The sequence below is a fragment of the Nonomuraea terrae genome (assembly GCF_044465245.1).
Taxonomy (GTDB): domain Bacteria; phylum Actinomycetota; class Actinomycetes; order Streptosporangiales; family Streptosporangiaceae; genus Nonomuraea; species Nonomuraea terrae.
The window spans coordinates 654,682-666,888 of record NZ_JBITLL010000005.1 but is presented as its reverse complement, the minus strand read 5'-3'; the positions used below and the strand labels follow the sequence as shown (position 1 = coordinate 666,888).

General features: G+C 71.2%; 12 protein-coding genes. 7 read left to right on the top strand and 5 right to left on the bottom strand.

Annotated elements, in window-relative coordinates; genetic code table 11:
- Positions 1 to 14: 14 nt before the first annotated feature.
- Positions 15 to 1,241 carry an ATP-dependent DNA ligase gene (locus ACIBP6_RS26875; protein ID WP_397056419.1) on the bottom strand — a complete coding sequence of 409 codons (1,227 nt, stop codon included), beginning with the start codon at positions 1,239 to 1,241 and terminating at the stop codon, positions 15 to 17.
- Positions 1,216 to 1,959: a pyrimidine reductase family protein gene (locus tag ACIBP6_RS26870; RefSeq protein WP_132610952.1), complete on the bottom strand. Its 744-nt coding sequence runs from the start codon at positions 1,957 to 1,959 to the stop codon at positions 1,216 to 1,218. The genes ACIBP6_RS26875 and ACIBP6_RS26870 overlap by 26 nt, the downstream gene beginning before the upstream one ends.
- A 127-nt stretch (positions 1,960 to 2,086) precedes the next feature.
- On the opposite strand from ACIBP6_RS26870, the gene ACIBP6_RS26865 reads away from it, so the two are divergent.
- On the top strand, positions 2,087 to 2,482 hold the full coding sequence (locus tag ACIBP6_RS26865) for a hypothetical protein (RefSeq protein ID WP_397056417.1): 396 nt from the start codon (positions 2,087 to 2,089) through the stop codon (positions 2,480 to 2,482).
- Positions 2,483 to 2,637: 155 nt separating this feature from the next.
- On the opposite strand, the gene glgX is transcribed toward ACIBP6_RS26865, so the two are convergent.
- Positions 2,638 to 4,776 carry a glycogen debranching protein GlgX gene (glgX, locus tag ACIBP6_RS26860; protein WP_397056415.1) on the bottom strand — a complete coding sequence of 713 codons (2,139 nt, stop codon included), beginning with the start codon at positions 4,774 to 4,776 and terminating at the stop codon, positions 2,638 to 2,640.
- Between the two features lie 81 nt (positions 4,777 to 4,857).
- On the bottom strand, positions 4,858 to 5,283 hold the full coding sequence (locus ACIBP6_RS26855; RefSeq protein ID WP_132610940.1) for an OsmC family protein: 426 nt from the start codon (positions 5,281 to 5,283) through the stop codon (positions 4,858 to 4,860).
- Positions 5,284 to 5,439: 156 nt separating this feature from the next.
- Here ACIBP6_RS26855 and ACIBP6_RS26850 point away from each other — a divergent pair, with 156 nt between their 5' ends.
- The 5 genes from ACIBP6_RS26850 to ACIBP6_RS26830 all read left to right on the top strand — a co-directional run bounded on the left by ACIBP6_RS26850 (position 5,440) and on the right by ACIBP6_RS26830 (position 9,849).
- Complete coding sequence (locus tag ACIBP6_RS26850; protein WP_397056413.1) at positions 5,440 to 5,991, top strand: sigma-70 family RNA polymerase sigma factor; 552 nt, start codon at positions 5,440 to 5,442, stop codon at positions 5,989 to 5,991.
- 58 nt (positions 5,992 to 6,049) lie between these two features.
- Complete coding sequence (locus ACIBP6_RS26845) at positions 6,050 to 6,940, top strand: maleylpyruvate isomerase family mycothiol-dependent enzyme (RefSeq protein ID WP_397056411.1); 891 nt, start codon at positions 6,050 to 6,052, stop codon at positions 6,938 to 6,940.
- Positions 6,941 to 7,072: 132 nt separating this feature from the next.
- Positions 7,073 to 8,275 (top strand): serine hydrolase domain-containing protein, encoded by a 1,203-nt coding sequence (locus tag ACIBP6_RS26840; protein WP_397056409.1) that lies wholly within the window; start codon positions 7,073 to 7,075, stop codon positions 8,273 to 8,275.
- 260 nt (positions 8,276 to 8,535) lie between these two features.
- Complete coding sequence (locus ACIBP6_RS26835) at positions 8,536 to 9,108, top strand: hypothetical protein (protein WP_397056407.1); 573 nt, start codon at positions 8,536 to 8,538, stop codon at positions 9,106 to 9,108.
- A 165-nt stretch (positions 9,109 to 9,273) separates the two neighbouring features.
- The gene (locus ACIBP6_RS26830; RefSeq protein ID WP_132610930.1) at positions 9,274 to 9,849 is read left to right on the top strand and encodes an HD domain-containing protein; all 576 of its coding nucleotides are present in this window, start codon (positions 9,274 to 9,276) and stop codon (positions 9,847 to 9,849) included.
- Positions 9,850 to 9,854: 5 nt separating this feature from the next.
- On the opposite strand, the gene ACIBP6_RS26825 is transcribed toward ACIBP6_RS26830, so the two are convergent.
- Positions 9,855 to 11,213, bottom strand: coding sequence for an ankyrin repeat domain-containing protein (locus ACIBP6_RS26825; protein WP_397056405.1), 1,359 nt, complete (start codon positions 11,211 to 11,213; stop codon positions 9,855 to 9,857).
- A 184-nt stretch (positions 11,214 to 11,397) separates the two neighbouring features.
- Here ACIBP6_RS26825 and ACIBP6_RS26820 point away from each other — a divergent pair, with 184 nt between their 5' ends.
- Entirely contained in the window at positions 11,398 to 12,111 is a 714-nt protein-coding gene (locus ACIBP6_RS26820) for a DUF1707 SHOCT-like domain-containing protein (RefSeq protein WP_397056403.1), read from the top strand.
- Positions 12,112 to 12,207 lie beyond the last annotated feature (96 nt).

Genomic DNA, 12,207 nt, shown 5'->3' with positions numbered 1-12,207 from the left:
AACGCCATGGTGAGCTACCGGGCAAGGATGTCGTCAAGGTTGTAACTCACCGGACGCTCCAACTGCTCATACGTGCATGATTCGGGCGTGCGGTCGGGCCGCCACCGCCGGAACTGCGCCGTGTGCCGGAACCGGTCGCCCTCCATCTGGTCGTAGGCCACCTCCATCACCAGCTCCGGCCGCAGCGGGATGAACGACAGGTCCTTCTTGGCGTTCCACCGCGACACCGCGCCCGGCACCCGCTGCCCGCCCGTCGCCGGCCCGGCGGCCGGCTGACCGGCGGTGGCCGCCGCCTGCTCGGCCCAGTGGCCCCAGGGGTGCTCGCTCAGCTCCGCGAGGTACGGCTTGACCTCCTCGACCAGCTCGGCCCGGCGCTTCATCGGGAACGACGCCGCCACGCCCACGTGGTGCAGCCGCCCGTCGTCGCCGTAGAGGCCGAGCAGCAGTGAGCCCACGACCGGGCCCGACTTGTGCTCGCGGTAGCCGCAGACCACGACGTCGGCCGTGCGCTCGTGCTTGACCTTGAACATCGTGCGCTTGTCGGGGACGTACGGCTGGTCGCCCGGCTTGACGATGATGCCGTCGAGCCCCGCACCCTCGAACGCGTCGAACCACTCGGCAGCCTGCGCGTCGCTGGTCGTCACCGGGGTCAGCCGGATCGAGCCGCCCTTCTCCGGGAACAGGCCCTCCAGCCGCGCCCGCCGCTCGGCGAACGGCAGCTCCATCAGCGACTCGTCGCCCAGCGCCAGCAGGTCGAAGGCGACGAACTGCGCGGGTGTGCGCTCCGACAACATCGTCACCCGCGACTTGGCCGGGTGGATGCGCTGCTGCAGCGCGTCGAAGTCGAGCTGCGACCCCATGGGCAGCACGATCTCGCCGTCGACCACGCATTTGTCCGGCAGCTCCGCCCTGACCGCCTCGACCAGCTCGGGGAAGTAGCGCGTGAACGGGCGCTCCTTGCGGCTGCCGAGATAGACCTCGTCGCCGTCACGGAACACGATGCAGCGGAAGCCGTCCCACTTGGGCTCGTAGAAGAGCGTGCCGTCCTGCTTGGGCATGGCCTTGACCGGCTTGGCCAGCATCGGCGGCACCGGCGGCCGCACCGGCAGGTTGGGCACCGGCTCCGGTTCTTCCTCCACGCCCGGCACGTCCACGCCCGGCACGTCCACGCCCGGCACGTCCACGGGCGGCATGTCGTCCGGTGTGGCGGCGTGCTCAGACTGCGTCGTCGGCTCGGTCATCGCTGCGCTCCCTCGTGTACGTGCAGAAGAGGACCCCCTCCTCCTCCAGCACCTGGCTGAGATTCAGTGGCACCGTCGCGTGCTCGCCGTTCTGGATGCGCGCCGCGTCGCCTCCGACCAGCAACGGGCTGATCGACAGGCACAGCTCGTCGACCAGGTCGCAGGCCGACAGCTGGGCGTTGAGGCGGGGCCCGCCCTCGCACAGCACCCTGGTCAGCCCGCGCTCGTGGAGCCCGGCGACGGCGAGCTTCATGTCGACGCACTCGTCACCGGCCACGATCAGGTCGGACCGCTCGGCCGCCAGCCTGCGCCGGTCGATCGGCGCGTGCTCGCAGGTGATGACGATCGTGCGGCTCGGGGCGTCGGTGAACAGCGGCCCGTCGAGGTCGAGCGCGAGGCTGCGGGAGATCACCGCGATGGGCGGCACCTCGGGCCGCCCCCGGCGGAGCTCGGCCCACGACGCACGCGGCGGAACCGGGCCGTAGCCCTCCTTGCGCACGGTCGCGCCGCCGGCGACCACCACGTCGGCCAGCCCGCGCAGGGTCTGGAAGATCCGCTTGTCGCCCTTGCTCGACAGCCCTCCCGAACGCCCGTCGAGCCAGGCCGCGCCGTCGGCGCTGGCGACCATGTTGAGCCGCAGCCACGGCCGGTCGTCAGGGTAGGCGTACGCCTGCACGATGTCTGGGTTGTCCTGTATGTCGGGATAGATGCGCCGCACTCCTCTACCTTGGCACACGCCACCGACATCCCATCCGCCGGCAGATACCGCTTTTCCGTATCTCCGGACGTACGGGCGATTCTCCGCTTAACGTGACAAGAGGGATGGGGACTGACTGGGAGGCACAATGGGCCTGGTAACCGCCCTCACAGGGACGATCGCCGTGCTCGCGGGGGTCTATCTGCTCTCCTTCTGGTTGCCGCACGGCGGTCCGCGCCGGACCAAGGTCACCCGTTTCCCGTCGGCGCTGGTCTTCTCCCATCCGGCGCTGGCGGTGTCAGCGCTGGCGTGCTGGGCGGCCGGCCTCGCCACGGGGAGCCGGGCGCTGGTCTGGGCGGCGTTCGGCGGGCTGGCGGCGGCCGCGCTGCTGGGCTTCACGATGTCCACGCGGTGGCTCGGGACGGGCCGGCACGGGACGGCCGCGCGCCGGTTCCCGGTGCTCGCGGTGACGCTGCACGGCCTGGCCGGGGTGGCGACGTTCACGCTGGTGTTCCTCACCGCCAGCGCGGCCCACGTCATCTAGCGGCAACGCCGTTCAGCGGCGCGCCGGCCATGACGGGTGGAAGGCGAACGCGGCGACCGGCCGGCTGACCGGATCGGCCGCCTCCTCGCGCGACAGGCCGAGGCGGATGATCGAGCGCCGGATCGAGCACCGCGCCGCGCGGCGCCCGCCGAGGCTCAGGACGGGCTGGGCCGGGCGGCCTTGCGGGGCTGGCGCAGGAGTTGCAGGGAACGGGCGGTGACGGCGACGACGTCGCCCGCCCGCCACTGTTCGTCGGCGAAGGCGTCCTCCACCGTCTCGCGGGTGGTGTCGAGGACCGGCAGCCACCCCGTGCCGAACTCCTCGCCCGGCAGCGTGAACGCCAGGCTCTCGTGATGGGCGTTGATCAGCAGCAGGAACGAGTCGTCGACGATGCGCTCGCCGCGCGGCCCCGGCTCGGTGATCGCCTCGCCGTTGAAGTAGACCATCAGCGACTTGGCGTAGCTGATGTGCCAGTCGCTCGCCGTCATCTCGCGCCCGCCGGGGGTGAGCCAGACGATGTCGCGCTTGCCGCTGTCGGGGTTGCGGCCGTGGAAGAAGCGGCGGCGCTGGAAGACCGGGTGCTCGCCGCGCAGCTTGGACAGCGCCCTGACGAACTCCAGCAGATCCGACTCGGTGTACAGCAGCGACCAGTCGACCCAGGCCAGCTCGTTGTCCTGGCAGTAGGCGTTGTTGTTGCCGCGCTGGGTGCGGCCCAGCTCGTCACCGTGGGAGAGCATGGGCACGCCCTGCGACAGGAACAGGGTGGCCAGGAAGTTGCGCCGCTGGCGGCGGCGGAGCGTGACGATCTGCGGGTCCTCGACGGGGCCCTCCGCGCCGCAGTTCCACGAGCGGTTGTCGTTGGTGCCGTCGCGGTTGTCCTCGCCGTTGGCCTCGTTGTGCTTGTGGTCGTACGAGACCAGGTCGTTGAGCGTGAACCCGTCGTGGCAGGTGACGAAGTTGATCGAGGCGACCGGGCGGCGGCCGGAGGACTCGTACAGGTCGGCCGAGCCGGTCAGGCGGGAGGCGAACTCGGGCAGAGCCGAATGCGTACCTCTCCAGAAATCTCGCACGATGTCGCGATATTTGCCGTTCCACTCCGTCCACAGGGGCGGGAAGTTCCCGACCTGGTAGCCGCCCGGCCCGACGTCCCACGGCTCGGCGATCAGCTTGACCTGCGAGATCACCGGATCCTGCTGGATCAGGTCGAAGAACGCGCTCAGCCGGTCGACGTCGTGCAGCTCCCTGGCCAGCGCCGAGGCCAGGTCGAAGCGGAAGCCGTCGACGTGCATCTCCAGCACCCAGTAGCGCAGGGAGTCCATGATGAGTTGCAGCGCGTGCGGGGAGCGGACGTTGAGCGAGTTGCCGCAGCCGGTGTAGTCGAGGTAGTAGCGCCGGTCGCCGTCGTGCAGGCGGTAGTAGGCGCTGTTGTCGATGCCCCTGAACCCCAGCGTCGGCCCCATGTGGTCGCCCTCGGCCGTGTGGTTGTAGACCACGTCGAGGATGACCTCGATGCCGGCCTCGTGCAGCGCCCGCACCATGGCCTTGAACTCCAGCACCTGCTGGCCGCGCGTGCCCGCGCTGGAGTAGCCCCCGTGGGGGGCGAGGTAGGCCATGGTGTTGTAGCCCCAGTAGTTGGTCAGCCCGCGGGCCACCAGGAAGTGCTCGGGGATGTAGTGGTGCACCGGCATGAGCTCGACCGCCGTCACGCCCAGCGACAGCAGGTGCTCGATGATCGCCGGATGCCCCACTCCGGCGTACGTGCCCCGCAGGTCGGGCGGCACGTCGGGGTGGCGCATCGTGAGCCCGCGCACGTGGGCCTCGTAGATGACGGTCTGGTGGTACGGGGTGCGCGGCGGCCGGTCGTTGCCCCACTCGAAGAACGGGTTGACGACCACGTTCTTCGGCATGTAGGGCGCGCTGTCCTCGGTGTTGCGCCGGCTCGGATCGGTGAAGTAGTAGGGGAACAGCGCCTGGTTCCAGGTCAGATCCCCGTCGATCGCCTTGGCGTACGGGTCGAGCAGCAGCTTGGCCGGGTTGCACCGGTGACCCTGGGACGGCTCGTACGGCCCGTGCATGCGGTAGCCGTAACGCTGCCCCGGCTGGATGCCCGGCAGGTAGCCATGCCAGACGAACCCGTCGACCTCGGGCAGCTCGATGCGCTCCTCGGAGCCGTCATCGTCGAAAAGGCACAGCTCGACCCGCTCGGCGACCTCTGAGAACACCGCGAAACTGGTGCCCACGCCATCCCAGGTGGCGCCGAGTGGATAGGGCTCGCCCGGCCAGACCTCACGCATGTGACCCGATTGTCGCACGCGAACACGCTCTTGGTCTCTTGTTAACCCGAACGCTCTTCGAAAGACGACCGCAGGACAAGGTCAGAGCAACTCCGCCTTGAGGCTGATGCTCGTGCCGGCCAGGGCCTGGCTGACGGGGCAGTTGGCCTTGGCGTCCTCGGCGGCCCGCTGGAACTGCTCGGCCGTGATGCCGGGCACCCGGCCCCGCACGGTCAGCACGATGCCGGTGATGCCCTCGCCCGGCTGGAACGTCACGTCGGCGCTCGTCCGCAGCGACTCCGGCGGCGTGCCGGCGCCGGCCAGCGCGTGCGAGAGCGCCATCGAGAAGCAGGACGAGTGGGCGGCGGCGATGAGCTCCTCGGGCGAGGTCTTGCCGTTCGCCGACTCGGCACGGGACGGCCAGGAGACGTCGAACGTGCCGGCCCCGGACGTGTCGAGCGAGACGGTGCCCGAGCCGTCGAGCAGGGCGCCCTTCCATTGAGTGGTGGCGGTGCGGGTGGTGGCCATGGCTATGTGTTCCCCTCCGTATGTCGACTTTCGACACTATCCCTACTCGGACGTGTCCCTGGACGGTCATCCCGCTCTACATTTGGTGCGAACAGTGACATGCGGCGGACATGCGGCTGAGCCGCCATGGACCGAAGACACGGGAGCGTGGTGCCAGTGGAGGCACCGTACGACGACCGCCTGCTGCATCAGCGGGTGGTCGGCGGCGACGAGTCCGCGCTGGGGGAGGTCTACGACCGGCTCTCCCCGTTGATCTTCGGTCTCTCCCTGCGGGTCACCAGGGACCGGGTGATCGCGGAGGACATCACGCAGGAGGTGTTCCTGCTCTTCTGGGAACGCCCGCTCGCCTACGACCCGGACCGCGGCACGCTGCGCGCCTGGCTGGCCACGATCGCGCACCGCCGCGCGGTCGACCACGTACGGGCCGAGGAGCGGCGCAGGGTGTCGGTGATCGGGCCCAGGCTGTTCGAGCGCGAGCCTGTCAGGCTGGAGGACACCGTGCTCGCCGCCGACGAGGCCGAGCGGGTGCGGCAGGCGGTGAGCGCGTTACCCGACGGCTTACGGCAGGCGGTCGAGCTGGCCTATTTCGGCGGCAGGACCTACCGGCAGGTCGGCGAGGAGCTCGGCGTGCCGGAGGGCACGGCCAAGTCGCGCATCCGGCTGGCGCTGCGGCGCCTGGCCGACGCGCTGGCCGAGGAGGAAGTGTGATGGGCGCCGGCTTGCCCTACGCGGGCCCGGCGTCCGTGCGTGCTCAGGAGGAGGTGTGATGGATCCCGTCGAGCGTCTCTACCTGGACGCGATGATGGAGGACGCGGCGGTGCCGGCCCACTCGCTGCGGCCCCAGCTGCTGGCCGGGGCCCGGGCGCGGCGCAGGCCCGCGGCCCCCACCGCGGACTGGGCGCAGCCGTACGCCGGCCGGGTGGCCGCCATGGACGCGCTGCTGGCCTCGGCCGTGGACGACGACTGGGCGCGCGTCATCGTCGAGGGCTGGACGCTCCAGGAACTGGTCGCCCATCTGGCCGCCACGGACGGGCTGGTGGCCGCCTCCGTCGGCGCCCCCGTGCTGGGCCCGCCGATGGGCGCCGCCGACTCGCTGGGCCGGACGGGCGACGTGCAGGCGTACGAGCGGGCGCGCAGCCCCGAGCAGACGCGTCGCGACTGGCGGGCGCAGGCGGACGCCCTGTGCCGTCACCTGGCGGCGCTGCCGCCCACCACCCCGGCCACGCTGGACGGGCTGGAGTTCGCGGTGCGCGACCACATCCTGGCCCGCGGGCTGGAGACGTGGATCCACGCGGCCGACGCGGCGCGGGTGGCCGAGATCCGCCTGCCCGACCCCGTCCCCGAGCACATCCGCCCGACGGCCGACCTGTGCGCCCGCCTGCTGCCCTGGACGATGCTCTTCTCCGGTCTCGACGGGGCGGGACACACCCTGCACCTCACGCTGACCGGCCCGGGCGGCGGCGAGTGGCGTGTCGCCCTCGGCGTGGCCGACACCGAGCCGGGGGAGCCGGACGTCCGCATCACGGCCGACGTGGTGCGATTCTGCTTCCTGCTGGGCGGCAGGGGAGACCCGGAGGATTTCCCCGCCGAAGTCGAGGGCGACCATTCGCTCGCCCAGGACGTCCTCACCACGGCACCCGCTTTTTCCGGCCCTTAGTCCCGCAAATCGGACGAATTTCGAGTATGGCGCTTTTTCGGGATAAGTAAACGCGGGGAAAAGCGGATTCCGCCGATGAGTTTCCGCCCGCCGGAGAGTCTGTCCTCACGAACCCGACGAAAAGGAGCTTCGATGAGCCCGAGCGGACTCTCCCCGGCGCGGCTGGACCGGATGCGCGACGTGCTGGGCGCCGCCGTGGAGCGCGGCGACGTACCGGGGGTGGTGGCGCTCGTCCACCGCCGCGGCGAGACGCACGTCACCACGGCCGGCGCCGCGCAGGCCGGCGGAGGCGCGCCGATGCGGCGTGACACCGTCTTCCGCATCGCGTCCATGGGCAAGCCGATCACCGCCGTCGCCGCCATGATCCTCGTCGAGGAGTGCCGGCTGCGCCTGGACGACCCGGTCGACGACCTGCTGCCCGAGCTGTCCGGGCGGCGGGTGCTGCGGCGCGTGGACGGGCCGCTCGACGACACGGTCCCCGCCGCGCGGCCCATCACCGTACGCGACCTGCTGACCTTCCGGGCGGGCTTCGGCGTCGTCATGGCGCCGCCGGGCGCGTATCCGATCCAGCGCGCGATGGACGAGGCGGGGCTGACGGCCGGGGCCGACGGGCCGGGCTGCGGGCCGGACGAGTGGATCAAACGGCTCGGCGCGCTGCCGCTCGCCCACCAGCCGGGAGCGGGCTGGATGTACCACACCGCGGCCGACGTGCTCGGCGTGCTGGTCGCGCGGGCCTCGGGGCGGCCTTTCGACGCGTTCCTGCGCGAGCGGGTCCTCGAGCCGCTCGGCATGCGCGACACCGGGTTCCACCTGCCCACCGGTGAGCTCGGCCGGCTGGCGGGCTCGTACGCGCCCGATCCGGCCACCGGGGCGCCGCTGCCGCGGCCCCATCCGCGCGACGGCGCGTGGGACCGTCCCCCGGCCTTCCCGTCGGGCGGTGGCGGACCGAGCCTGCTGTCCACCGCCGACGACTACCTGGCCTTCTGCCGCATGCTCCTGCACAAGGGGCGCCACGACGGCGGGCGCCTGCTGTCGCGGCCCGCGGTCGAGCTGATGACCCGCGACCACCTCACGCCGGAGCAGAAGGCGGGCAACGAGGTGTTCTTCGGCTCCGGCGGCTGGGGCTTCTGCCTGGCCGTGGACGGCGACCGGGACGACCTGGCCACGCGGCCCGGCCGGTTCGGGTGGAGCGGCGGCCTCGGCACCTCCGCCTGCACCGACCCGGCGGAGGAGATGATCGGCGTCGTGATGACCCAGGTCGCCTTCACCTCGCCCAGCGCGCCGAAGGTGATCCGCGACTTCTGGACGTCGGCGTACGCGGCGATCGACGACTGATGTCCGGTATCAACGGAGAAGCCGCAAACATGGATCAAATAATCGTTTAATCACACCTCCGGCGAACGCTAATGATTTGACGGGTTGTTTGGGTTCGTGGAGGTAAATGGGATTCTGCGTATGGGTACGTCTGATCATGTCCGAGTGCTCCTAGAAAATGAGCATCGGATTTCGGGTTTCTCTACCCATGGACGGAAATAATGCACGCAAAATCCACACGTATGCATACGTCGCGTCGCGGGCGTATCGCAGGGCTGGCTGTGGCCGTCGCCGCCGCCGGCTTCACCCTCCTTCCCGGCCAGGGGGTCGCCGGCGCGAGCGCAGGCGCAGCCGTCGTCCAGACTGGCCCCGGGTATGTCTCCGGTGAGAAGCCGCTGCTCCGCTGCGGCCGTAAATGCGCGTGGGGCCCCCGCTGGTCCCGCACCTTCTACGAGGTCGAGATCCACAACATCAACGAGAACAAGCGCCGCAAGGAGCAGCACCACCGCCACGACAGGCACGACAGGCCCGTGGTCGTCGAGGCGCCGCCGGTGGTCGGCGAGGAGCCCGTTGCCGACGAAGAACCGGTGGTCGACGACAAGAAGCGGGACGACAAGAAGCGGGACGAGGACAAGTGGAAGTGGGACAAGCGGGATGGAGGGGACGGCGGCGGCTGGAAGCGCGACGACTGGTGGCCCTTCCGCGATGACGCCGAGCCGGACAACACCATCGTCCGCGACATCTATTTCGACGACGACGGCGAAGTGATCACCGACGAGCCGAACACCTACGCCGACGACGCATACACCGTCGAGCCGAACACCTACGGCGACGACGAATACTCCGGGCGCTAGCCCGGTGCGCGGCGGCCGGGCGTGAACCGCTCGCCGCGCGGACGGAACATGACGGGGGATGCCGTGACCGGCCGACCGGTCACGGCATCCCCCGACAGCCGGGCGGGGCACGGCGGCGGCGGAAACCGTCGTCTAGGCTCTGCGCCATGACGAGAGGGGGTCCTCGTGGCGGATGACGTGACGGGTCTGGCAGGGCTGCTGTACGAGTTCGGGCTGCTCAAGCGGTACAAGCGGACGGGATGGCTGGTCGCGGGCGTACGCGACCCCGAGAGCATCGCCGAGCACTCGTTCCGCGCGGCCGTCATCGCGGCGGTGATCGCCAGGCTGGAGGGCGGCGATCCGCAGCGGGCGGCGTTCATGGCCCTGTTCCACGACACCCAGGAAACCCGCATCACCGACATCCCGTACATCGGCAAGCGCTACCTCAAGGCGGCCTCCAACGAGGACGTCACCGCCGACCAGGTGCGGGGCGTACCGGCGGCGGTGGCCGACATGGTGAGCGACGCGGTCGCCGAGTACGAGGAGAAGACCAGCCTCGAAGCCGTCTGCGCCCGCGACGCCGACAAACTGGAGTGCCTCATCCAGGCCGTCGAATACCGCGAGCAGGGTCACCGCAACGTCCAGGGCTGGATCGACAGCTCGCTCGCCGCGATCACCACCGCGACCGGCAAACGCCTGGCCGAGGAGGCCCTGAGCACGGGCACCCTCGACTGGGTCGTCCGCGTCCTGAACGGCGACTGAAGCGCTCAGCCCGCCGCGGTCGGGGTGACGAGGCCCCTGGCGTAGTCGTCGTCGCTCTCCGCCAGCACGCGCTCCGCGCCCCGGCCGGCCCGGTCGTCGCCGCGGATCGCGAGGCCGCGGGTGGCCTCGGCGACCGTGCGCAGGTCGGAGTCGGCCAGCCGGGCCGCGAGGGCCTCCCTGATGCGGGGCGTGTCGGCGGCGAGCCCGGCGAGCCCGGCGGTGGCCCAGTCGCGGATCTCGGCGTCGTCGTCCGTCGTCATCGAGATGAGCAGCGCCAGGCCCTCCTCGTGGTCCGGCGGCAGCACGTCGGCCAGCGCGATCGGGTCGGTGACCGTGCGCTTGCGGCCGGGCCGCCCGATCAGGTCGAGCACGTACGGCAGCGCCCGCGGATCGCCCTGGTGGCCGAGCGCGGCCAGCACCGAGCGCAGCACCTGCGGATCGGCCTCCGTGGTCACCATCTTCTGCAGCAACGGCAGCGTGCGCTCGAGGTAGGGCTTCTCGTCTTCGGCGAACCCGAACTGGGCGATCGCGTCGACCCCGAACTCCCGCTCCCTCGCGTCCTCGCTCACGCACAGCCGGGCGAGGACCTCGTACGTGGCCTCGTCGGCTCGCTTGGCGAGCGCGTCGGCCACGATCCACCACGTCTCGGCGTCCTCGTCGATGTCGCGGTGGGCCAGTGCCCGCGCCACCAGCCGCTCGACCGGCGGCTGGACGTCGACGGCCTCCTCCAGGAGGGTCGCGACGGCGGCGTGGCCGCGCTGGGCCTGCACCTCCTCGGTCTGCGAGCCGTCGGGCGAACGCCCGGAGACGGTGACCAGCTCGGTGCCGTCCTTGGCGTACTGGCGGGTCACGACGTACTCCCAGCTCTCCTGCTCGATCTGGTCGAGCAGGGCGCTCTCCAGGTGCACGCCCACCCAGTCGACGGCGATCTCGAGCGGGGTGTCGCCGTCGCCGTCGAACTTCTGCGGGTCGGCCCCGGCCTCCAGCAACTCGCGCACGACGCCCAGCGCGCCGCGCCTGGCGGCCAGCGTGAGCGGGGTGTCGCCGTCGTCGTTGGTGGCGTCGACCTCCGCCCCCGCCTCGATCAGCACCCGGGCGACGGAGGCGTGGCCGTTGGCGGCGGCCCAGAGCAGGGCGGTCCAGCCGCCGGCCTCACGGGCGCCGACCTCGGCGCCGGCCGCGAGCAACGCCTCGGCCACCTCGGTGCGGTCCCAGGCGGCGGCCGCGCACAGGGGCAGCCCGCCCTCTCCGCCTTCCTCCGCGGGCTCGCTGGGCCGGTTGGGATCGGCGCCGCTCGCGAGGAGCTTGCCCACGGTCTCGGTATCGCCGTTCAACGCCGCGCGGTAGAGCTGTTCCTCATGCATGACAGGGACCCTAGCCTGGACCGGCCGCGCCCCGGACCATGCCAGGGCCCCGTGTCATGAGGTGGTACGCGGCCCGGCCGCGAACGGGTTCACCGCCCATGCCGGACGCGCATGGATCGAACGTCGTACGGATTCCTACCAAAGGAGGAGCTTCACGGCGGCAAAGACGCGATATGTTGCGTCTATGACTGATCCCGGTGGGGTCCGCGCGTCGGACGCCGAGCGCGAGGCCGTCGTCGAGCAGCTCCGTGTCGCCTCGGTGGAGGGGCGGCTCACCCTCGCCGAGCTGACCGACCGCACGGAGGCCGCCTACACCGCGACCACCCACGCCGAGCTGGCCCTGCTCACGCAGGACCTGCCGTCCGCCGGCATGACCGCGCCGTCGCCGGCGCCCGTCAAGTCAGGCAGGAAGCGGCGGTGGTTCGTCGGCGTCATGGGCGACTCCAAGCGCCGCGGCACCTGGCGCATCGACCAGGAGCTCGGTGCGGTGGCCGTGATGGGCGACGTGCTGCTCGACCTGCGCGAGGCCGAGGTCCGCACGGACGAGGTGGACATCCTCGCCGTCTCCGTGATGGGCGACGTCAAGATCATCGTGCCCGACGGGGTCAACGTGGACCTGGACGGCGTGGCGATCATGGGCGACAAGAAGGTCGACGTCCTGGAGGGGGCCCCGGGCACGAACGTGCCCGTGGTGCGGGTGAAGGCGTACGCGGTGATGGGCGACGTCAAGGTGATCGGCGATGCGCAGGCCAAGCCGCTGCAGCGCGGGTTCGCGGCCTGGCGCGAGCACTGGCGGAAGCTGCACGGCGACGACTGGCGCGAGATCGGCCGGCAGCTGCGCGCCGACGGCCGCGAGCTGCGCAGGCAACTCCGCGACGACCGCCACGACGGCTACTGACGGACCACGGCTACTGACGGACCACGCGGACCACGGCTACTGACGGACCACGCGGACCACGGCTACTGACGGACCACGCGGACCACGGCTACTGAG